The sequence below is a fragment of the Clostridium zeae genome (assembly GCF_017312485.1).
In the GTDB taxonomy this organism is placed as follows: domain Bacteria; phylum Bacillota; class Clostridia; order Clostridiales; family Clostridiaceae; genus Clostridium_AR; species Clostridium_AR zeae.
The window spans coordinates 171144-194706 of record NZ_BMBA01000009.1; the positions used below are offsets into that span (position 1 = coordinate 171144).

General features: G+C 31.0%; 15 protein-coding genes, 1 tRNA gene, 1 rRNA gene and 1 other annotated feature. Of the genes, 15 read left to right on the forward strand and 2 right to left on the reverse strand.

The features are described from left to right. Positions 1-442: 442 nt before the first annotated feature. The 13 genes from spoIIE (at position 443) to J3477_RS23570 (ending at position 19304) form a co-directional block, all read left to right on the forward strand. The gene (spoIIE, locus tag J3477_RS23510; protein ID WP_206872676.1) at positions 443-2839 is read left to right on the forward strand and encodes a stage II sporulation protein E; all 2397 of its coding nucleotides are present in this window, start codon (positions 443-445) and stop codon (positions 2837-2839) included. Positions 2840-3142: 303 nt separating this feature from the next. Beyond that, entirely contained in the window at positions 3143-4546 is a 1404-nt protein-coding gene (tilS, locus tag J3477_RS23515; protein WP_206872677.1) for a tRNA lysidine(34) synthetase TilS, read from the forward strand. 5 nt (positions 4547-4551) lie between these two features. Further along, positions 4552-5091: a hypoxanthine phosphoribosyltransferase gene (gene hpt, locus J3477_RS23520; RefSeq protein WP_206872678.1), complete on the forward strand. Its 540-nt coding sequence runs from the start codon at positions 4552-4554 to the stop codon at positions 5089-5091. A 72-nt stretch (positions 5092-5163) separates the two neighbouring features. Continuing rightward, positions 5164-6969 carry an ATP-dependent zinc metalloprotease FtsH gene (gene ftsH / locus J3477_RS23525; protein WP_206872679.1) on the forward strand — a complete coding sequence of 602 codons (1806 nt, stop codon included), beginning with the start codon at positions 5164-5166 and terminating at the stop codon, positions 6967-6969. A gap of 352 nt (positions 6970-7321) precedes the next feature. Then, positions 7322-8992, forward strand: coding sequence for a formate--tetrahydrofolate ligase (locus tag J3477_RS23530; protein WP_206872680.1), 1671 nt, complete (start codon positions 7322-7324; stop codon positions 8990-8992). Between the two features lie 502 nt (positions 8993-9494). After that, positions 9495-11180: a DEAD/DEAH box helicase gene (locus tag J3477_RS23535; protein ID WP_206872681.1), complete on the forward strand. Its 1686-nt coding sequence runs from the start codon at positions 9495-9497 to the stop codon at positions 11178-11180. A 161-nt stretch (positions 11181-11341) separates the two neighbouring features. After that, positions 11342-12121: a type III pantothenate kinase gene (locus tag J3477_RS23540; protein ID WP_206872682.1), complete on the forward strand. Its 780-nt coding sequence runs from the start codon at positions 11342-11344 to the stop codon at positions 12119-12121. 16 nt (positions 12122-12137) lie between these two features. Beyond that, entirely contained in the window at positions 12138-13115 is a 978-nt protein-coding gene (gene dusB / locus J3477_RS23545) for a tRNA dihydrouridine synthase DusB (protein ID WP_206872683.1), read from the forward strand. A 404-nt stretch (positions 13116-13519) separates the two neighbouring features. Then, positions 13520-14002, forward strand: a complete 483-nt coding sequence (gene greA / locus J3477_RS23550) for a transcription elongation factor GreA (RefSeq protein WP_206872684.1) — start codon at positions 13520-13522, stop codon at positions 14000-14002. Between the two features lie 14 nt (positions 14003-14016). After that, entirely contained in the window at positions 14017-15519 is a 1503-nt protein-coding gene (gene lysS, locus J3477_RS23555) for a lysine--tRNA ligase (protein ID WP_206872685.1), read from the forward strand. A gap of 311 nt (positions 15520-15830) precedes the next feature. Further along, positions 15831-15905 (forward strand) — tRNA-Asn (locus J3477_RS23560). A gap of 178 nt (positions 15906-16083) precedes the next feature. Further along, positions 16084-16246, forward strand: a binding site (T-box leader). A gap of 184 nt (positions 16247-16430) precedes the next feature. Further along, a complete protein-coding gene (locus J3477_RS23565; protein WP_206872686.1) occupies positions 16431-17822 on the forward strand; it encodes a glycine--tRNA ligase in 1392 nt (463 codons plus the stop codon). 207 nt (positions 17823-18029) lie between these two features. Further along, a complete protein-coding gene (locus J3477_RS23570; RefSeq protein ID WP_206872687.1) occupies positions 18030-19304 on the forward strand; it encodes an FAD-dependent oxidoreductase in 1275 nt (424 codons plus the stop codon). A gap of 88 nt (positions 19305-19392) precedes the next feature. Here J3477_RS23570 and J3477_RS23575 read toward each other — a convergent pair whose 3' ends face one another. Continuing rightward, positions 19393-19866 (reverse strand): methylated-DNA--[protein]-cysteine S-methyltransferase, encoded by a 474-nt coding sequence (locus J3477_RS23575; RefSeq protein ID WP_206872688.1) that lies wholly within the window; start codon positions 19864-19866, stop codon positions 19393-19395. Between the two features lie 185 nt (positions 19867-20051). On the opposite strand from J3477_RS23575, the gene murD reads away from it, so the two are divergent. After that, positions 20052-21428: a UDP-N-acetylmuramoyl-L-alanine--D-glutamate ligase gene (gene murD, locus J3477_RS23580; protein WP_206872689.1), complete on the forward strand. Its 1377-nt coding sequence runs from the start codon at positions 20052-20054 to the stop codon at positions 21426-21428. A 71-nt stretch (positions 21429-21499) separates the two neighbouring features. Here murD and J3477_RS23585 read toward each other — a convergent pair whose 3' ends face one another. Further along, a complete protein-coding gene (locus J3477_RS23585) occupies positions 21500-22531 on the reverse strand; it encodes a DUF5050 domain-containing protein (protein ID WP_206872690.1) in 1032 nt (343 codons plus the stop codon). A gap of 922 nt (positions 22532-23453) precedes the next feature. Here J3477_RS23585 and J3477_RS23590 point away from each other — a divergent pair. Further along, positions 23454-23563 (forward strand): 16S ribosomal RNA (locus tag J3477_RS23590); the annotation flags it as partial.

Below are 23563 nucleotides of genomic sequence, written 5' to 3' on the forward strand. Positions count from 1 at the left end.
GATTATAAACTTACTGGTGTGATAAGTTTTCTGGTATATACTGAAAAAAGTAGATATATAAAAAGATCGCTAAGAAAATCTCTTAGTGATTTTTTTCTGTAAATGAAAGTATAAAGTTTTTATATAAATTCGCTTTTTTGACATAAAAGTTAAGTATTTAAATATATGCATAAAAAATATCCTTATAAATTCACAAAGACTATTGTACAACGACAAATAAGGCGGTTTTTCTAGGAAGATGTACATTTACTATAAGGTATAGTGAATTATAACAGAAGGGTGTTATTGCAATAAGTTAAGCAAAAATCAATATAAATAATATAAAGAAATACAGTGATAAATGTCCGAATAAAAATATTTACAGTAAACAGTAAGTGACATATATTTCCAAAACCCTTTGTTATAATAGAAATACGCTTTAGAGAAATGGGAGGGTTTACCAATGCAATATGGAGTAGATGTCACTACATATAAAAGAATAAGTGATCGAAAAAAAGATAAGAAAGAACTTAAGCTTATAGGATCTCCTTATAGATTGCTATTTAATTTCATAGGAGCTTTTTTGATAAGTAGAGTAACTATAAATGCAAATGGGGTAGGTATAGAGGGGTTATCACCCTTTGGTATAGCTTTTATACTATCATTTTTAAATAAGGAAAGTAAGAAGGAAGGAATAGTTGCTGCAGTTGGAGTTCTATTAGGATATGCTACTCTTCTAGGTAGTGCGCCTAATATCGGTATTTATATATTGTCAGCGGCCATTATATCTATATTTACGAACATTCGATTTAAGTTAAAGGAGAAGGTTAGCTTAATAATGAGCTTTTCCATACTTATGTTGTCGATGATTTTTTATAGAGCATTTAGTTCGAATATAAGTTTATGGATTAATATAGTAACGTCGTTGGTGCAATGTGTTGTAGTTTATCCAATATATTATATTATAAAATATGCATTAACATGCCTAGATGATATAAAAACAAATCACTTTTTTACAAGTGAAGAACTTATAGCTATGGCATTACTGTTTTGTCTTATAATTTCAGGCATAGGAAGTATAGCGCTTTTTGGTATTAGTATAAGAAATGTAGTTGCATTATTTTTTGTAATAATAATAGCCTTCTCTTTGGGGAGTTCAGTAGGAGCAGCAGCAGGTGTTGCCATGGGGATAATAGTAGGGCTTTCCACTAATAATATGATGCTTTATATAAGTGTATATAGTATATGTGGATTAATGGTTGGCATATTTAAAGATACAGGTAAGTGGTTTACAATGTTAGCTTATATTGTAGTGTATTTTGTGCTGTCGATGTATTCGAAAAAATTTGATGATTTTAAGGTTATAGAGGCTTTAATAGTGGCGGTGCTATTTTCTATAGTTCCACTTAAGTTTTATAATAAACTGTCGCTTGAATTAGATAATGAAAGAAAGCAGGATACTTTAGGTGATTTGCATTTTTGCAAGATTAAAGAAGAGTTTACTAATAGGCTTGTTGATTTCACGGATATTTTATCCACTATATCAGTTACGTTAAATAATTTAGTTGATAATGATAGGTTGTTGTTAAAAAACAAAAGTAGTGCTCTTATAGAAAATTTAGCCGATAGAGTGTGTAGCAGTTGCGATATGAGATATACTTGTTGGAAAAGAGAATTGCATAGTACTTACAATTCATTTTCGGAATTGATAAGAAGCAATCAAGAAGGAAAATCAAGTTTTCCATTAGAGTTGGATAAAAAGTGTATTAAGAAATATGCTCTAGTAAAGAATACAGAAGAGATAGTTGGTAATTATGTTCAGGATGAAATGCTTAAAAGAAGACTTGGAGAAGGAAGAAAGCTTTTAGCAGGGCATATAAACAATATGGCTATTACAATTGGGGAGTTAATAGATGATTTTAGCAAAGATATAGTTATATGCAATGATGTAGAAAGAACTATAAAAAGAGCGTTGAATAAAGAAAGTATAAAATATGATGATATCTTATGTTATAACGATAAAAATGGTAGATTAAAAATAAAGGTAACTATGGACAGTTGTGGGGGTGGACAAGTATGTATAAAAGATGTCCTTCCGGTAATAAATAAATCTATAGGTAAGACTATGAGTATAGGTGGAGATGGTTGCTCCATAGACCCAAATACTAATAAATGTTCTGTATACATCGAGGAGACTCCTAAATATCATGTATCATCATATGCAGCTATAGCGTGTAAAGATGGAGAAAAGTATACTGGTGATAGCTATAGCTATGGAAAAACTCAAGATGGTAACTATATGGTTCTAGTTAGTGATGGTATGGGATCAGGACCTGAGGCTGGTGCAGAGAGTAAAGCTGCTGTGGAGCTTATAGAAAAATTTACACAAGTTGGATTTTCGGAATTAACGGCTATAAATACTGTTAATTCGATAATGTCTATGAAGTTTAGTGAAGATGAAAAGTTCGCAACATTGGATCTTCAAAATATTGACTTATATACAGGGAATGCGAAGTTTATGAAAGTTGGAGCAGTAGAAAGCTTTATCAAGAAGGGGGAGAAGGTTGAATTAGTAAAGTCAAAAACATTACCTTTTGGTATACTGGATACAACAGATGTTGATATTGTAGAGAAAAAAGTATCAAATGGAGATTTAATAGTCACAATAAGCGATGGAATATTATATGGTAAAGATGGTGATGGAAGCTGTCAATGGCTTACTGAATTTTTACGTACAAATAATAATAAAAATCCTAAAGAGCTTTCTTTAGAGATATTAGATAAAGCTAAGGAAATAAGTGGAGCTAAGATAAAAGATGATATGACGGTAGTGGTATCCAAGGTGTTTGCGATATACTAGTGAATAAGTGTTTTTTTTTGTAACTTACAGAAGTTATAAAATAAAATTTTTATGGGTAAAATAGAACTTTGATATTGTAATTGAATAAAATACATTTTAACTATGAAACTAATGCTAACTTAGTTTCATAGTCGTTTTTATGTATAAAACATAAGATAAAGTATTTAATTATAAATGTAAGTATTGATAGGTTAATAATATACGATTTATTTAAGTTTTAGTGAATTTGTAATAATTTATATTAATAAGAGTTTAATGATATGTTATAATAAGTTATTAAACTTGATTAGGAAGTGTTCTAACTTGAATGATAAAGTTATAAATTTTATAAGAGAACATCATATGATAAAAAAAGGGGATAAGGTATTGGTTGCTCTTTCAGGAGGCCCTGATTCGGTTTGTCTATTGCATGTTCTGTATATGATGAGACATGAACTTGGTATTTCTCTTGGAGCCGCTCATATTAATCATTTGCTTAGGGGAGATGATTCCTTTGAAGATGAAAGTTACGTTGAAAAAATGTGCGATAATCTTGGAATACCATGTTTTATAAAAAGAGTGGATGTTGAAATAATGGCAAAAGATAAAAGTATATCGTCTGAAATGGCTGGCAGAGAGGCAAGGTACGGATTTTTTAGTGAAGTAATAAAAGAAAAAGGTTTCAATAAGGTTGCTATAGCTCATAATGCAAATGACCAAGCGGAAACTATTCTGATGAGAGTTATGAGGGGAACCGGTATAGATGGTTTGGTTGGTATTAAGCCAGTAAGGGATGAAATCTATATAAGGCCTATACTGTGTGTAACAAGGGAAGAAATAGAAGATTATTGTGAAAGTAATAACCTTAATCCTAGGATAGACAGAACTAATTTAGAAAGTATATATTCCAGAAATAAGGTTAGACTTGAAATGATTCCTTTTATAAAGAATAATTTTAATAAAGATATTGTAGAGTCTCTTAATAGGCTTGCCTCATTAGCAAATATTGATAGTGAGTATATTGATAAAAGTTCTGAAGATATGTATTTTAAGTTTTGTAAAGAAAAAGTAGGGACTATAATAATAAACAAAGAGGCTTTTTATATTCATGAGGCGTTATTGACAAGGCTTATCAGAAAATCTATATTTTATGTTTCTGGAGCTACATATAATTTTGAAATGAAACATATTTATGATATTATCCTATTACAAAAAGGAAAAACAGGAAAAAATATAAATCTTCCCAATAATATAGTTGCAGAAAATTCTTATGGAGATATAATTATCTCAATAAGAAAATTTGAAGAATACAAAAGTATAGAATTTATAGTATCTAAACAAGAGATCGATGAGAAAAAAGTAGAAAATCTAAGATTAAATGGCTTAATGTATGATGTTGTCTTACAGGTGAAGCAGAATGATACTAAAATTGACTTAAATAGTAGTGACTTAATTAAATATTTTGATTATGATAAAATAAAGCAAAAAATAATTATTAGAAATAGAAAAAATGGTGATAAAATTAAGCCTTTAGGTATGACTGGCACTAAAAAGATAAAAGATATATTTATTGATAATAAAGTACCTAATAGTTTAAGAGATGAAATACCGTTGGTTTGTTTTGATAATAATATTTCTTGGATTGTAGGCTTAAAGATAAGTGACTTATTTAAAGTTAATAAGAATACAAAAAATATTTTACAAATAAGTTTTATAGAAAGGGAATAGTTAACATGAGAGAAGACATAAAAGAAGTACTGTTTTCTGAAGATACTATCATTAGCAAGGTTAAAGAAATAGCTGCAAATTTAAGCAATGACTATAAGGGCAAAGAATTACTTGTAGTTGGAGTGCTAAAAGGATCGGTGATATTTACTTCTGAACTATTAAAGTATATATCAATACCTTGTGAGTTGGACTTTATAGCTGTATCAAGCTATGGAAATTCTTCACAAACTTCAGGAGTTGTTAGGATTTTAAAAGATTTAGACAATGATGTTGCGGGTAAGGATGTCATAATAGTTGAAGATATAGTTGATACAGGTCTTACTTTAAGCTATTTATTGAAGTACTTTGAGGATAGAAATGCTAACAGCATAGAGATAGTATCTTTACTTAATAAACCAGCAAGAAGAAAGACAGATATTAATGTGAAGTACTATGGATTTGAAGTTCCAGACGAATTTATAGTTGGTTATGGCATTGATTATGCCGAAAAATATAGGAACTTGCCATTTATAGCTTCTTTAAAAGAGGAAGTATATAATAAGTAATGTAACTGTATTGTAATGGAAAAAATCATATGGTAAAATTTTATAGTAACTAGTAAGAGAGGGGGGCCTATCATGAAAAAATTTTCTAGCTTAACGGCCTGGGTTGTGGTAATGATAATGGTTGTAATTTCTGCAGTTTTTCTTGTGAAAAGCGGCGAGGCAGGAAGTACTATACCATATAGCGATTTTCAACAAAAATGGATTGGTGACCAAGTTAAGAGTATACAAGTGAAACAGGATAAAATGACTGTTGAGGGTACCTTAACAAATAACAAAACTTTTAATACCGTAGTTCCTGTTGAAACATTAAATATATTACTTGCTAATAATAATAAACCAAATGTAAAAGTTGCGTTTGAACTTCCAACAAATATATCTGTTTGGGTACAGATAATACCGACAGTTTTAGTGATTTTCTTATTTATAGCATTTTTCTTTATATTTATGCAACAATCTCAAAGCGGAGGCGGAAGCAGAGGTGTAATGAATTTTGGTAAGAGTAGAGCCAAGATGGCTACTCCAGATAAAAAGAAGGTTACATTTAAAGATGTTGCAGGTGCTGATGAAGAAAAGGCTGAATTAGAGGAAATAGTTGACTTCTTAAAGCAGCCTAAGAGATATATAGAAATGGGAGCCAGAATTCCAAAGGGTGTTCTTTTAGTTGGACCTCCTGGAACTGGTAAAACTCTTCTTGCAAGAGCAATTGCTGGAGAGGCTGGCGTGCCGTTCTTTAGTATATCAGGTTCAGATTTCGTAGAAATGTTCGTTGGAGTTGGTGCTTCGAGAGTAAGAGACTTATTTGAGCAAGCAAAGAAGAATGCTCCGTGTATAATATTCATAGACGAAATAGATGCTGTAGGTAGACAAAGAGGTGCTGGGCTTGGTGGTGGTCACGATGAAAGGGAACAAACACTTAATCAGCTGCTAGTTGAAATGGATGGTTTTGGAGTTAATGAAGGAATTATTATGATAGCTGCTACTAATAGACCTGATATCTTAGATCCAGCTCTATTAAGACCAGGTAGATTTGACAGACAGATTGTTGTTGGAGCTCCTGATGTAAAAGGTAGAGAAGAGATACTTAAGGTTCATACAAGAAATAAACCTTTATCTGATGATATAGAGCTTAAGGTTTTAGCAAAGAGAACTCCTGGATTTACAGGAGCTGATATTGAAAACTTAGCAAATGAAGCTGCGCTTTTATCAGTAAGAAGAAGTAAGAAAATAATTGGTATGGATGAAATGGAAGAAGCTATAACAAGGGTTATTGCTGGTCCTGAAAAGAAGAGTAGAGTTATCAGTGAACATGATAGAAAACTTACTGCTTACCATGAAGCAGGTCATGCAGTTGTAGCAATGCTACTACCAAATGCTGATCCAGTCCATCAAATAAGCATAATTCCAAGAGGAATGGCTGGTGGATATACTATGCATTTACCAGCTGAAGATAGAAGTTATACATCCAAGTCTAGATTGAAAGATGAGATGGTAGGACTTCTTGGTGGTAGAGTAGCAGAGAAATTGATAATGGGCGATATAAGTACTGGAGCAAAGAATGATATTGATAGAGCTAGTAACATCGCTAGAAGTATGGTAATGGAATATGGTATGAGTGATGAAGTAGGTCCTATATCTTTTGGAACTGACCATAATGAAGTTTTCCTTGGAAGAGATATCGGAAGAAGTAGAAACTTCAGTGAAGAAATTGGATCAAAAATTGACCAAGAAATTAAAGGTCTAATAGATGAGGCTTATGGAAAAGCTGAATCATTACTTACTGAATACATGGGTAAGTTACATGCAGTGGCGCAGGCTCTTTTAGAAAAAGAAAAGCTTGAAGCTGAAGAGTTTGAAGAGATATTTAATAATGCACAATAAAAATAAGGTAGCCACAGATAATGTGGTTACCTTATTTTATATAAAGTTAAGATGTGTTAATTTAAAATATTATTTACACGTATGGTAATTTTATTAAGAAGTGTATAATATGTTATGTACCGAACTATATCTATTTAAATATCAAAAAACATTCGAATATGTATTTATTTTATATTTAAAGATGGTATAATATACATGTTAATAATGCTCTGGCAGATAATAATATTATGTTATTAGCATTACATAGGATCATAATAGTTTTATAAGTTATGAATTTTACCAATATTAGTTGTTTTATTGAAAGAAAAAATCTTTTATTCAAGAACATTAAACTAAAGGAGTGTATATTATTATGAAAACAGATATAGAAATAGCTCAAGAAGCAAAAATAGAACCAATAATAAAGATAGTTGAAAAGTTAGGATTAACTGATGATGATATTGAACTTTATGGAAAATATAAATGTAAAATATCTCTTGATGTTGTTAACAACAAAGAAGAGAATAAATCTGGAAAACTAGTACTTGTTACTGCTATAAATCCAACACCAGCAGGGGAAGGTAAATCCACAGTTACTGTAGGACTAGGGCAAGCGTTAAATAGAATAGGTAAAAATGCTGTTATAGCTCTAAGGGAACCTTCTTTAGGTCCTGTTTTCGGTATGAAAGGTGGAGCAGCAGGTGGAGGATATTCACAAGTTGTTCCGATGGAGGATATAAATCTTCATTTTACTGGAGATATGCATGCTATAACTACAGCAAATAACTTACTGTGTGCTGCTATCGATAATCATATACATCAAGGTAATCTATTAAAGATAGATTCTAGAAGAATAATTTTTAAAAGAGTTATGGATATGAATGATAGAGCATTAAGAGATATAGTAATAGGTATGGGTGGCAAAGCAAACGGATTTGTTAGAGAAGATGGATTCATGATAACAGTAGCGTCAGAAATAATGGCTATATTATGTTTGGCGAAGGATCTTAAAGATTTGAAGGAAAGAATGGGCAATATACTTGTAGCATACAATTTAGAAGGTGCGCCTGTTTATGCGAAAGAGATAGGTATACAAGGGGCTATGGCGTTGTTAATGAAAGATGCCATAAAACCAAATCTAGTTCAAACTTTAGAAAATACACCAGCTATAATACATGGAGGACCTTTTGCAAATATTGCACATGGGTGTAACTCAATAATTGCAACTAAAACAGCAATGAAGTTAGGTGAGTATACTGTAACTGAAGCTGGATTTGGAGCAGATTTGGGGGCAGAAAAGTTTTTTGATATAAAATGTAGATATGGTGGGCTAAAGCCAAATTGTGCAGTTTTAGTGGCAACAATTAGAGCTATAAAACACCATGGCGGAGTAAAGAAAGATAATCTAAATGAAGAAAATATAGAAGCGGTAAAAAAAGGAATTAAAAACTTAGAAAAACAAGTAGAAAATATCAAAAAGTATGGAGTTCCAGTTATAGTTGCAATAAATAAATTTATTTCGGATACTGATGAAGAAATAAGAATTGTAAAAGAGTTTTGTGATTCTATAGATGTTAAGGTATCTCTTACTGAAGTTTGGGAAAAAGGTGGAGAAGGTGGGCTTGATCTTGCTAAAAAAGTAGTTGAAACTATAGAGTTAGAACAATCAAACTTTAGTCCTATATACGACTCGGAGCTTCAAATTAAGCAGAAAATTGAAGTCATTGCAAAAGAGATATATGGAGCAACAGGTGTAAATTACACTTCAATTGCTCAAAAGCAAATAAAGGAATTAGAAGATTTTAAATTAGATAAATTACCTATTTGTATGGCAAAAACTCAATATTCACTATCTGATAATCCTTCTTTAATAGGAAGACCGGAAGGTTTTGAGATAACTGTAAGAGAGATAAGAGTATCAAATGGAGCTGGATTTATTGTAGCGTTGACTGGAGATATAATGACTATGCCTGGATTACCTAAAGTTCCTGCTGCAAATAAGATGGATATCCTTGAAAATGGAGAGATAGTAGGTTTATTTTAAAAAGTGTATTAGAAATCCGCTGATTTAATGTATAAATTCAGCGGACTTTTCAAATAATTAATAAAGAAAATGATGTGTATAAAAATTGGGGTTAACAAACTTTTAAAAAAGATTATATTCGAATGCTATGAAAATGATAGTACAAAAGGGATAGAAGATTTTCATAAGGCTACTATAATTTTAGGTCTACAATATGAAAACTTACTTAAAATTAAAGAGATGTAAATTAAAAATAAATATTATAACTTTAATATTTATGTTTATACTTTGACAGAGAATAAACCATGTGATACAATAGATTCTCGTAAGAATTAATATGTTATAACATGTTTTTGGGTTTTTTTTCCGATTTACTTCAAGAGTATAAACGAAATTTTGGTCGCCTTGAAAAATCCTCTTAGATATGGATAGGATTTTTTTAGTTCGACCTTTTTTGGTGCGCAATAAATTATAATACGTAAAATAAATAAAAAATTTAGAATTAGTTAAAAGGAGATACTGAATGGAAAAAATGATATTTAATGAGTTAAATTGTTCAGACGACATAAAAAAGGCTATAAGTGATATGGGGTTCACTGAAGCTACACCAATACAAGCGTTAGCTATACCTGTAGTTATGAGTGGGGCTGATATGGTAGGTCAGGCACAAACTGGTACAGGAAAAACAGCTGCTTTTGGTATACCTACTATAGATAGAATAGATACTTCAAGCAAGGATTTACAAGTGTTAGTTCTATGTCCAACTAGAGAACTTGCTGTTCAAGTTGGTGAAGAATTTGAAAAACTTGCAAAATACAAAAGAGGTTTAAATGTATTAGCTGTTTATGGTGGAGACTCTATGGAAAGGCAGATAAGAGGCCTTAGAAGAGGAAGCCAAATTGTTGTTGGTACACCTGGAAGAGTTATGGATCATATGAGAAGAGGAACTATAAAGATGGATTCTTTAAAAGTTCTTATATTAGATGAAGCTGATGAAATGCTTAATATGGGATTTAGAGAGGATATTGAAGAAATATTATCGACTATAGAGCAGCCAGTTCAAAAACTTTTATTCTCAGCTACTATGAAGAGATCTATACTAGACATAGTTAAGAAGCACTTAAAGAATCCTGAGATGGTAAAGATAGAGAATAAAGAAGTTACAACTCCAAATATAGCTCAGATGTATGTGGAAGTTAAGGAACAAGATAAAGTAGAAGTAATGACAAGACTTATAGATATGTACAATCCAAAGCTTTCTTTAATATTCTGCAATACAAAGAGCAAGGTAGATGAAATAGAAGAGAAGCTTTTAAATAAAGGCTACAATATAAGCAAGATACACGGAGATATGAAGCAATCCGTAAGAAGCAGTGTTATACAAAGATTTAAGCAAGGAAATATAAAGATACTTATAGCTACAGATGTCGCTGCTAGAGGTTTGGATATAGATGATGTTGAAATGGTATTTAACTTCGATGTTCCACAACATGAGGAACACTATGTTCATAGAATTGGTAGAACAGGAAGAGCTGGTAGAGAAGGTAGAGCCTTCACTATGGTAACTGGAAGACAGATGAGAGATCTTAGAGACATCATGACCTATACAAAGAAGAAAATGAAGCTTCATAACATACCTACATTAAAGGATGTAAGAAAAGTTAAGATTCAAAAGTTTGTAGATATGCTTCAAGAAGACATGAAGAATGATGAATACAAGAAATACGTAGCTATTGTTGAAAAGATGTTGGAACAAGGACATGATGCTAAGGATGTAGCGGCTGCATTACTGCAAAGAGAACTTAACTTTACTGAAAGAGACGATGTAGATATGAACCCAGCAGCATCTTCTAGAGATGAAAGTACAAGAAGAAGTGGAAGAAACGACAGAAGTGACAGAAGTGACAGAGGCGGAAGAGAAGGCGGCCAAAGCAGAGAAGAAGGCATGGTTAGAATGTTTGTCAACATCGGAAGAGACAAAAATCTAAAGCCAGAGCATCTTGTAAGAGCTATAGCTAGTGAAGTTGGAATACCAGGCAGAAGTATAGGAGCTATAGATATATATGAAAAATATACATTTGTAGAAGTACCTGAGCAATATTCCAATGATGTATTAGATGTAATGAATAAGGTTAAGATTAACGGAGTAAGAGTTAATGTAGAAGTAGCTCAAAAAAAGGGAACTAAGAAGAGAAGAGACTTCAGCTAAAGATTGATAAAAACTTGACAAATAAAATTTAATTGCTAAAATTATATTGATATTTATACAACACATTTTGAAACTAACTAGATGTGCAGTTAAATAAAATAAAACATCAATGAGCAGCTTCAAAAGCTGCTTTTAATTGTATTAGTTGGAGGATTATTATTATGATCTTATTAGTAGATGTTGGCAATACTAATATAGTTTTAGGAGTTTATGACAACGATAAGTATATGATGAGCTGGAGAATATCAACAGATTCGAAGAAAACGTCTGATGAGTATGGCATACAAGTAAGAGCATTATTTTCTCAGAATAACTTAGATATTAATGACATAGAAGGAATAATAATTTCATCTGTTGTTCCGAACATAATGTATTCATTTGAACATATGGTTAGAAAATGTTTCAATATGGATCCAATAATAGTAGGACCAGGTATAAAAACAGGTATAAATATAAAATATGATAATCCAAAAGAAGTCGGTGCTGATAGAATAGTTAATGCAGTTGCTGCATATGAAATGTATAAAAGAAGTACTATAGTTATAGATTTTGGTACTGCTACTACTTTCTGTGCTATATCTAAGAATGGTAACTATCTTGGAGGAAATATAGTTCCGGGAATAAGAATTTCATCTGATGCTTTGTTTGAGAGAGCTGCTAAGCTTCCTAGAGTAGAACTTGAAAAACCAGATACCTTAATATGTAAAAATACAGTTACAAGCATGCAAGCTGGAATAATATATGGATACACTGGGCAAGTTGAATATATTGTTAAGAAAATGAAACAGGAAATGAAGGAACTTGGAGAAGATGAACCATTCGTATTAGCAACAGGAGGTTTAGCTAATTTAATTGCTAGAGAAACGGACCTGATAGATAAAGTTAATTCAAAATTGACTTTAGAAGGACTTAAGATAATTTATTATAAGAATAAAGAATAGAAGATGGTATGTTCTGATGAATATTGGTAATGTAAGTTTAGAAAATAATGTATTTTTAGCTCCTATGGCAGGGGTTACTGACATTTCCTTTAGAGGTCTATGCAAAAAAATGGGATGTTCCCTTGTTTATACTGAAATGGTAAGCAGTAAGGCTCTTTATTACGGAAGTGATAATACTGAACAGCTTCTGCGAGTTTCGGAAGAGGAAAAGCCAGTTGCTGTACAGATATTTGGTAATGACCCTAAAGTTATGGCTGAAATTACTGAACGTTATTTTAATAACAATAATGATATTTGTATAGTTGATATTAATATGGGATGTCCTGCTCCCAAAATAGTTAAAAACGGAGAAGGATCTGCACTTATGAAAAATCCAAGCCTTGCTTACGATATAGTTAAGGCTGTAAAAAGTGTTTCTAATAAACCCGTAACTGTTAAGTTTAGAAAAGGGTTTGATAAAGATGATATTAATGCGGTCTATTTTGCTAAAGTTATAGAATCAGCAGGAGCTGATGCTATAGCAGTTCATGGTAGAACTAGAGAACAAATGTATGAAGGTAAGGCTGATTGGGATATAATAAGACAAGTGAAACAATCTGTTAATATACCAGTTATAGGTAATGGAGATATAGTAACTACTGCAGATGCTAAAAATATGATATCAATGACTAATTGTGATGGAATAATGATAGCAAGAGGAAGCATGGGAAATCCGTGGATTTTTAAACAGATTACTGACATGATGAATGGACTTGAGGTCTTAGAACCTACTCCTTCTGAAAAAATTGATATGTGTTTAGAGCATTATGATTTGGCCTTAAAGTATGACGGAGAACGAAAGGCTTTAAGAGAAATGAGGAAGCATATTGCTTGGTACATAAAAGGTTTAAAAAACTGTACGGAAATTAAAAATATTATTAATACAGAAGAAGATGTAAATTCTGTTATGAAAATATTAAGAGAATATAAAAAAAATTTAATTAATGAATTTTGATACAGCATTTTATGAAAAATTAATGAATAAATATATGGTATAACAATATACTAAAAAGACAATAATGAGAAAAGTCATAAATTTAAAGTTAGTACATGAGACTTGCTATTTTGCTGTACCATATATTTTATATATGTGCATTAAAATAGCAGGTCTTAAATAATAATTTGCCGTGGAAGATTCATAATAGAAACGTAATCTATAAAACGTTTGCAACAACCTGTTAAATTATTTATTAGCTTGAAATATATTTATTTGATAACAATATTGACATTAGCTAATATAGGTCTTATAATATGAAAAATAATTGACAGTTTAAGGAAGGTAATATATAACAAATTTATATGAAATTTTGTTAGAATATGATATATTATAATAGTATGACTGTTGAAGGGGAGAAAAAAATGAGCGAAGTTAAAAAGTATATGATGACTTATGAAGGAGTCAAAAAACTAGAGGATGAACTAGAATTTTTAAAAACAGTTAAAAGAAAAGAAATAACTGAAAAAATAAAAGTTGCATTAGGCTATGGAGATTTAAGTGAGAACTCAGAGTATGATGAAGCTAAAAATGAACAAGCTTTTACAGAAGGTAGAATAATACAACTTGAAAACATGCTAAAAAATGCAGTAGTTGTGGATGAATCAGAGATATCAACAGATACAGTTTCAATAGGGTCTATTGTTAAGGTAAAAGATTATGACTTCGATGAAGAAGTTGAATATATAATTGTTGGTTCAGCAGAAGCGGATCCAATGGAAAGTAAGATTTCAAATGAATCTCCTGTAGGAAGTGCTTTAATGGGCAAAAAAGTAGGCGATATAGTAGAAGCAGTTGTACCATCAGGTGTGAGTAAGTTTGAAGTATTAGGAATAAGAAGAGATTAACGGAGGGATTTTTAATGTCAAATGAGGAAATGAGTATAAACCAGTTAGAGGCTCAATTTAATGAGCAAGAAAGATTAAGAAGGCAAAAACTCTTAGATCTACAAGAAGCAGGTAAGGACCCATTTGATGTTTATAAAGTTGAAAGAAGTCATTCATCAGTTGAAGTGAAAGACAATTTTGAGACATTAGAAGGAAAAATTGTTAAAGTAGCCGGAAGACTTATGTCTAAAAGAGGTCAAGGTAAGGTTATATTTTCAGATATTCATGATAGAGATGGTAAGCTTCAACTATTTATAAAGATTGATGAGGTTGGAGAAGAAGCTCTAAAAGAATATAAAACACACGATCTTGGAGATTGGATATGGGCAGAAGGTGAAGTGTTTAAAACAAAAGCTGGAGAAGTTTCAGTTAAGGTTTCAACATTTAAACTAATTTGTAAATCATTAAAACCATTACCAGAAAAGTGGCATGGATTAAAAGATCCAGATTTAAGATATAGACAAAGAGAAGTGGATGTTATAACAAATCCAGAAGTAAAGGATACTTTTATAAAGAGAACTAAGATTATAAAGGAAATTAGAAACTTCTTGGATAATAGAGGATTCTTAGAAATAGAAACTCCTATACTTTCTCCTATAGCAGGTGGAGCAGCGGCAAGACCTTTTATCACACATCATAATGCTTTGGATATTGATATGTATCTAAGAATAGCTACTGAGCTTTACTTAAAGAGATGTATAGTTGCAGGTTTTGAAAAAGTATATGATATGGGTAAAAACTTTAGAAATGAAGGAATAGATGTAAGACATAATCCTGAATTTACTATGATCGAGCTTTATGAAGCATATTCAGATTATAATGATATGATGGAAATCACTGAAAACTTAATCTCAAGTGTATGTGAAAAAATTCATGGTACAACTAAAGTAACATATCAAGGGACTGAAATAGACTTTAAAGCACCATGGAGAAGAATTACTATGGTTGATGCTGTTAAAGAATATGCAGGTGTAGACTTCAATAATATCGTAAGCGATGAAGAAGCTCAAGCAATTGCAAAAGAAAAGCACCTTGAGTTTAAGAAAGATATAAAGAATGTAACAAAAGGTGAAGTGTTAAACATGTTATTTGAAGAATATGCAGAAGAACATATGATTCAACCAACATTTATTACTGATTACCCAGTTGAAATCTCTCCTTTAACAAAGAAGAAGAGAGGTAATGAAGCATTTACAGAAAGATTTGAAGGTTTTGTTTATGGAAGAGAAATATGTAACGCATACTCCGAACTTAATGATCCAATAGTTCAAAGACAAAGATTTGAACAACAAGCTAAGGAAAGAGAGCTTGGAGATGACGAAGCATATGTAATTGATGAAGAATTTATGAGTGCTCTTGAGACTGGTATGCCGCCAACAGGTGGATTAGGTATAGGAATCGATAGAATAATAATGTTCTTAACAGATTCTGCATCTATAAGAGATGTGCTTTTATTCCCAACGATGAAACCACTATAAGAGTTAAAGTAGCCTTGCTTAAGATTTACTTAAGCAAGGCTTTATTTTATACATTTGATTCAACATTATTAATGTAATCAAGCTTCATTGAAGATTTAACTTTTTAATAATCTCTTAAACTAATGAAATATATAAATGAACTACTTAATACTTAAGTTTATGTTTTTTGAATTTTGCTCTTAAAATCTAGAAGAGTTTCGAAAACAGATTTTAGATTGAAGTGTTTCATTTTTTAATATAAAAATGCAAAAAAATAAAAAAAATACTTGCAAAGTTTTTATAAGATGCTATAATAATATTTGTAATGACGTTCCGCGATAGCTCAATGGTGGAGCACTCGGCTGTTAACCGATAGGTTGGAGGTTCGAGCCCTCTTCGCGGAGCCATTTTTATTTTGTACATTAACCTCATGCTATGCATGAGGTTTTATTATTTTGTTTCAATGATAGTATAAGCGTTGAACTTAACGTTATAGGAATTCAACTTCAACTATTAATTTTAAGAGGTTTTTGTATTTTTCTTGACAATAAGAAAATTTTTGATAAAATACTAATTATAAATGAATATAGCATAATGATAAAGAAGAGTAATCTTTATAACTTTTTAGAGAGACGGTGTTTGGTGTGAACTGTTAAGTTGTATTGATGAAGGGCGCTTTTGAATGCTGAGGTATTAAAGCAGGGCATTTGCCAAGAAGGGTGGAACCGCGGAAATTTTCGTCCCTTTATGGTGAGGGCTTTTTTTATTTGTCTAAATTAATTTTATTATATAAAACTAGTGTAAATATAATAAAAAATGTATATTAAATTATGGAATATTAAGCAATACTATTAATATGTAAACTTATGGAATTCAGATGATAGATTAAATGAACAATAAGTTAAAACTTAATTATAAATGGAGGTATTAAAATGGCAGTTGAAAAAACTATGGATAAACTAGTAGCTTTGTGTAAGAATAGAGGATTTATATTTCCAGGGTCAGATATTTATGGTGGATTAGCTAACTCATGGGATTATGGTCCATTAGGAGTAGAATTTAAGAATAATGTAAAAAAAGCTTGGTGGAAGAAATTCGTACAGGAAAGTCCTTATAATGTTGGTGTTGATTGCGCTATACTTATGAATAGAGAAGTATGGGTTGCATCAGGTCACGTTGGTGGATTTTCAGATCCACTTATGGACTGTAAAGAATGTAAGACAAGATTTAGAGCTGATAAAATAATAGAAGATCATATGACAGCACAAGGCGCTGAGGTTGCTTCAGCTGATGGATGGTCAAATGAACAATTAAAAGATTATATAGAACAACATCAAATAGAATGTCCTAAGTGTGGAAAGAAAAACTTTACTGATATAAGAAAGTTTAATTTAATGTTTAAGACATTCCAAGGGGTAACTGAAGATGCAAAGGCTGAGATATACCTTAGACCAGAGACTGCTCAAGGTATATTCGTAAACTTTAAAGCAGTTCAAAGAAGTTCAAGAAAAAAGGTTCCATTTGGAATTGCACAAATAGGAAAATCTTTTAGAAATGAAATAACACCAGGTAACTTTACTTTTAGAACAAGAGAATTTGAACAAATGGAGCTTGAATTCTTCTGTAAGCCAGGAACTGATATGGAATGGTTTAATTTCTGGAGAGATTACTGTTGGAATTTCTTATTAAACCTAGGAATGACTAAAGAAAATATAAGAATGAGAGATCATGAACAAGAAGAATTATCATTCTATTCAAATGCGACATCAGATATCGAATATTTATTCCCATTTGGTTGGGGAGAACTTTGGGGAATAGCAGATAGAACTGACTATGACTTAACAAAACACCAGGAACATTCAGGTCAGGATATGAGTTACTTAGATCCTACTACTAATGAAAAGTATGTTCCATACTGTATTGAACCATCACTAGGAGCAGACAGAGTTGCACTTGCATTTTTAGCAGATGCATACGAAGAACAAGAACTAGAAGATGGAGATGTTAGAAATGTATTGCATCTACATCCAGCATTAGCTCCATACAAAGCAGCAATATTACCATTATCTAAGAAGCTTTCAGAAAAAGCTGATGAAGTATACTCAGAATTAAGAAAGAAATTTAATGTTGAATATGATGAAGCTGGAAGTATAGGTAAGAGATATAGAAGACAAGATGAAATAGGAACTCCTTTCTGTATAACTGTAGACTTTGATACTTTAGAAGATAATGCAGTAACTGTAAGAGATAGAGATACTATGGAACAAGTAAGAATTAAGATAGAAGAACTAGATAATTATATAGCAGCAAAATTAGAGTTTTAATTAGAGTGATAAAAGGCTGAACGGGTTTACGATCTGTTCAGCCTTTTATTATTGCGAAGTTAATTATCAGAATATCTAATCAATTAATAAACATAAGGTGCTATTATTATTGAAGATCACATAAGTTTTAAAATATGGCTTTATGTTGTAACAATATCAGTAACAGATAAATATTCTAATATTATACTAATTAAAAAGAGGTAGAATATGAAGCTAGTTATAATAGGTGGTGGATGGGCTGGATGTGCAGCCGCTATCGCAGCAAAGAAAGCTGGAGCTGAGGTAGAAATTTTTGAAAGAACAGACCTACTTCTTGGTGTAGGCAATGTTGGTGGTATAATGAGGAATAATGGTAGATATACTGCGGCAGAAGAGTTAATAGCTCTTGGAGCAGGAGAACTTATAGACATCATGGATAGAAATGCAATTCATAAAAATGTAGATTTTCCACAACATAAGCATGCCTGGCTATGTGATGTAAGTAAGGTTGAACCAGAAGTTAGAAGTTATATTCTTGACCTAGGTATAAAGGTTAATTTTAGATCTAGAGCTATAAATGTAGTTAAAGAAAATAATGAAATAAAGGCAGTAAAGTTTTTTGATAAGACGGTTGCAGAAGCTGATGCATTTGTAGAAGCTACCGGATCTACAGGATCTATGGAAAACTGTAATAAGTATGGAAATGGATGTGTTATGTGTATATTAAGGTGTCCTACATTTGGAATGAGAGTGAGCTTAAGTGCAAAAGCTGGAATAGTTGATATCCCTGGAGAAAGAGGAGATGGAACTATAGGTGCGTTTAGTGGCTCCTGTGAGATACCGAGAGAAAGTGTTTCGCCAGAGATATTAAAGGAGCTTGAGGAAAAAGGATCAGCAGTTCTTAAAGTTCCAGAAGAAGATATAAATATGGATAAACTAGATTCAAAGGTATGCCAACAATATGCACTAAAAGAATTTGCTGAAAATATTGTGCTACTTGATACAGGACATATAAAGGTTATGACCTCCTATTATCCATTAGAAAAGTTAAGAAAGATTAAAGGTTTAGAAAATGCCAGATATATAGATCCATACTCTGGAGGTGTAGGTAATTCAATAAGATATCTTTCATCAACACCTAGAGATAATGATATGAAAGTAAAGGGGATTGATAATCTATTTGTAGCAGGAGAAAAAGCAGGTTTCTTTATTGGACACACAGAAGCAATGAGTACTGGAACACTAGCAGGACATAATGCAGTAAGAAGTTATTTAGGAATGGAAACTGTAATACTTCCTAGAAAAACTGTAGTAGGTGATATAATTGCTTATGCTAATGAGAGATTAAATACTGAGGATGGGAGAAAGGTTAGACATACTTTTTCTGGAGCTGAGTATTTTGAAAGAATGAAGTCATTAGGCTTATATACAATAAATAATGATGAAATAAAAAAGAAAATAGAAGATTTGGGGATAAGTAATATATTTAACCAAAAGTTATAGAATAATAAAACTTTAGATTCTGCCACTTATGCTTGTGACAGTTCTAAAGTTTTATCTGTTTTATATAATATCAATTACATCACATTTATTATTTTTTAAATTTTACTTTTTCATGGTTTAATAGCCATTCTTTTCTCCACAGGCCACCACCATAACCAACTAAATATCCTGAGCTGCCTATGATTCTGTGACAAGGTATTATTAATGGAATAGGGTTCTTGTTATTCGCTCCACCTACAGCTCGAACAGCTTTAGGGTTATTTATAGCTATAGCGATATCCTTATATGTCTTTATAGTGCCAAAAGGAACATTCATAAGTTCACTCCATACGGCTCTTTGAAAATCAGTACCAGAAGGTAAGAGAGGTAAATCAAATTCACTTCTTTTTCCTTCAAAATACTCTTGTAACTGGTTTAGACAATTTGTAATTAGAAAATTGTGATTTTCATTCTTTGATGTTTTATTATCCATAAAATCTAGACTAACTATATGATTTGTACTGGCTTCGACCTTTATTAAGCCAACTGGAGAGGAGTAATAACCTATATAATATGTATCCATAATGACCTCCACGAAATAAGTATAATTATAGATTATATACTATTTGAAAAGTAGAATAAATAATTTGCTGATGTTATAATTAGAAAGAAATGGGACAGTATTTAATATAGTACATAAAATGATATCGATAAATCGATTTTTTGATTAGTTATTAAGATTTATAATTTTAAAGGAGCGAGTATTTGATGAAAAAAGATTTTAACGAGTTTAAGACATTTATAAAAGGTAAAAATGTTGCTGTAATAGGAATTGGTGTCAGCAATATACCTTTGATAGATTTTTTATTAAGTTTAGGGGCTAGTGTTACTGCATTTGACAAGAAAAGTAAGTCTGAGTTAGGTGAAGTTGCAACTGGATTTGAGATAAAGGGTGTTAAGCTGAATCTTGGGGAAGGATATCTTGATAAATTAGTAGGATTTGATGTTATCTTCAAGAGTCCATCGATGAGAATAGATCATGAAGCTCTAGTAAATGCAAAGGCTAATGGAGCTTATATAACATCAGAAATAGAGGAGTTCGTTAGATACTGTAAAGGAAAAGTGTATGGAGTTACTGGAAGTGATGGGAAAACTACTACAACTTCTGTAATATCTGAGTTGCTTAAGGCACAAGGATTTAAGACTTGGATAGGAGGAAATATAGGCATACCACTGTTCACAAAAATAGAGGAAATTAAAGAAGAAGATAAAGTCGTTTTAGAATTATCAAGCTTTCAGTTGATGACAATGAATAGTCAAATAGATGTTGCGATTGTTACGAATATAACTCCTAATCATTTAGACATGCATAAAGGAATGGAAGAATATATTGATGCTAAAAAGAATATATTCAAGTTTCAAACTTCAAAAGATTTACTTATTATAAATAGAGAAAATGACATAACAGCTTCATTTAAAGATGAGGCGCAAGGTAATGTTATAGAATTTAGTTCCAAGAGAGAACTGAAAGATGGAGCTTACTATAAAGATGGAAGTTTGTACGTATTTGGTAATGAAATATGTAAAAAGAGTGATATTGTAATAAAGGGAATGCATAATGTAGAGAATTACTTGGCAGCTTTTGCAGCAACTTATGGAGAAGTATCTGTTGAAGCTATGAAAAATGTTGCAACTTCGTTTAGAGGAGTTGCACATAGAAGCGAGTTCATAAGAGAAGTAAATGGAGTGAAGTATTATAATGATTCTATTGGATCATCTCCTACAAGAACTTTAGCTACAATAAAAGCTTTTGAAAAACCTGTGATACTAATTGCAGGAGGATATGATAAGAAGATACCTTTTGAACCGCTTGCTTATGAAGGATATAAATATATAAAGAACCTTATTTTATTAGGTGCTACAAAAGATAAAATAGAAGAAGCGTTTAATAAATTAAAGCAAGAAAAGGGTATTGAAGTTCCTATATATTGCGTAGATAGTTTAGAGAATGCGGTAATGAAAGCAAAGGAATTGGCAAAGGAAGAGGATGTAGTTGCTCTATCTCCTGCATGTGCAAGTTTTGATATGTTTGCAAACTTTGAAGTTAGAGGAAATAAATTTAAAGATATAGTTAATAATTTATAGTTAATGAAAAGACGCTAATAAAGTAAGTATTAGCGTCTTTTTTTCTATAAAGGCAAGTGTAAAAATTTCAATTATTTAATATTATAGGTTTTTATATCATTGTGAGAAGTTTTTGATTCATAGTATATACTGTTTCCAGATATAAAATATTGCTCAACACCTTCGTTTATAATTGGATTTGTTGATGCTGTTCCGTTTGCAGGTAAAATCAATTCATTTAAATAATTAGCTGAGAACCTATTTATAAAGAATATTCTGCCTGAAATTACTTGTAAGTTTTCTGCTTCAACATTTATAAGTTTTTTACCTTCCATACTCTGTAAATCTAAACTCCATATAGAATCTTGATCTCCTGAATTAACATAAATTAGTTTATTGTTAGCCACACCAAAGCTTTCAGCTGAATTGCCAGTTAGTTCAGTTTTGGTTTTATCAGTAAGAGAGTAGGCGTATAATTTGAATTTGTCGTTTTTATTTTGATATATGATTGTATCACTAAATAAAAGAAACTTTCCGACAGAATCTTGAATTACTGCAGTTTTTGTATTATCGCTTAAATTTATTTTATAAATCTTACTGTTATCGCTCTGATTTATAAAATATAATCCGTCGGTTCCTAAAGTTATATTTGAGCTTCGGCTGTTATCAAACTTTTTTATTTCCTTTGTACTATCTGATAAAGTATATATATTGCTGTTATCAGCTATATTAGTAAAATATATCTTTTCAGTATCTTGAACAATTTCTCTAGAAAACAAATCATATTTCTTTGTAGCTTTGAGTAAATCATTTATTGAGTTGATATCGCTACTTAAATATTCATATAACCTATTATTATCTTTCCATTGAGATACATATATATTGTTACCTATTTTTACAATTGGTAGAGCAACGTTAGGATCTCCAGACACTGAGATACTTTTTGTGGCATTTTTAACTGCATTATTTGAACTATTTCCTGTGGTTGGAGACGTTATTTTTATCTCAGATGAATTGCTATTGTTGCTATTAGTGCTACTAGAGTTTGCTGAATTGCTTTTAGATGAACAACCAACTAATGAAAAAGAAAATACGATAACTGAACAAATTAAGAATTTTTTCATGTTTTTCCTCCTAAGTATCATTTATGAAATATATAGACTTATAAATAGTAATGTAGAGTTACATACGGAACTATTTAAAGATTAATATTGCATTTGTTAAATTATGCTAATAAATATGGTTTTTTTGATTTAAATGGTTCATTTTTAAGTATATATCAATTGATTGATAGTTATAAGTTTTTTACTGTATAAAATATTATAAAATTTTCAACTTAGCTAATCTTAAATATTTCAATTCACTTAGAAGCTTTTTGTGGCTATACAGTAAAAAATAAAACTTATTCGCCTGTTAAATTTTCCTCATATGAATTCGGAAAGGCAGATGCGTAATAAATCTCACTTAAAAAGATCACTTTAGCGACTTTTTTTCTCTTTAAGAAAGAAGAATCTAGGTAAAACTACTTATAGTTAAACTTTAGTATAGGGAAAAATAATTTTTGCAAAACTAAAGAGTAAAAAGAATATATAATATGCAAAACTTTTCACTAATAAGTTCAAAAAAGTAGATGTAAACTAAGTATATTATCGTAATCTTATTAGAGATATTAACAATAAAATACAAATTGATTTATAAACATTACCACGTGTATCATTAACAGAAAGAGCTTAAATATATTAGTAAAATAAAACTATAGTGAGATAATTTATTTATTCATATCATATATACAAATGGGTAAAATAATAAAAATGTTACTATAATAAACGTCGCTGATGAGTGACAGGATAATAAATTAAAACTTGTTAAAAAAATAAGTTGACAATTTAAATCCTAAATGTTAATATTATTAAGCAGTCGGAAACGATTGCATTGGTCTTTGAAAATTAAACAGAGAAGATAAACAAAGTCTAAAACTAGACTTAAACTAAACCAGCAATTCTTTTGAAAAAAGACTTACTAAGTAAGTAAGCTATGATTAAACTTTAAATTGAGAGTTTGATCCTGGCTCAGGACGAACGCTGGCGGCGTGCCTAACACATGCAAGTCGAGCGGAGAAAGTTCTTCGGAACTTTCTTAGCGGCGGACGGGTGAGT